The following is a 390-nucleotide window of genomic DNA, read 5'->3' as shown; positions in this document are numbered from 1 at the left end:
CCGCCTGGAAAAACGTGGTCTGGTGTATCGTCAACGCTCACAAACAGATAAACGTAAAGTACATGCCTATCTGACCGAATCTGCTACCGAGACACTTAAAAGTGCACCAATTCCATTGCAGGATCGTTTTACCCGGGAATTCAGTAAACTGGATGAATGGGAACAGGCTATGATCATGTCTGCCTTAAAGCGTGTAGCACAAATGATGGATGCTCAGCATATTGATGCATCACCCGTTCTGGACATTGGTATGTTGGATCGTTATGGGGATGAGCAAGATGTCGTCAAAATACCGACCAGGCGTCGCTAAAGATTTTGCAGGCCCTGACCATTTTCTAATAAGCGTTCTATTTCACCCGCAGGAAGTGGTTTACTGTAATAATAACCTTG

The 390-nt window shown here is 44.9% G+C and carries 1 protein-coding gene; it reads left to right on the top strand.

The window, feature by feature from the left end:
* Nucleotides 1-310, top strand: a 310-nt coding sequence (locus B3O33_RS10400) for a MarR family winged helix-turn-helix transcriptional regulator (RefSeq protein WP_414673289.1), incomplete at its 5' end; no start/stop codon positions are given.
* Between the last annotated feature and the right edge of the window lie 80 nt (nucleotides 311-390).

The sequence above is a fragment of the Methylophaga sp. UBA1464 genome (assembly GCF_002325665.1).
Lineage (GTDB): Bacteria > Pseudomonadota > Gammaproteobacteria > Nitrosococcales > Methylophagaceae > Methylophaga.
The sequence above is the reverse complement of the archived record's forward strand: the minus strand, read 5'-3'. Positions and strand labels throughout refer to the sequence as shown.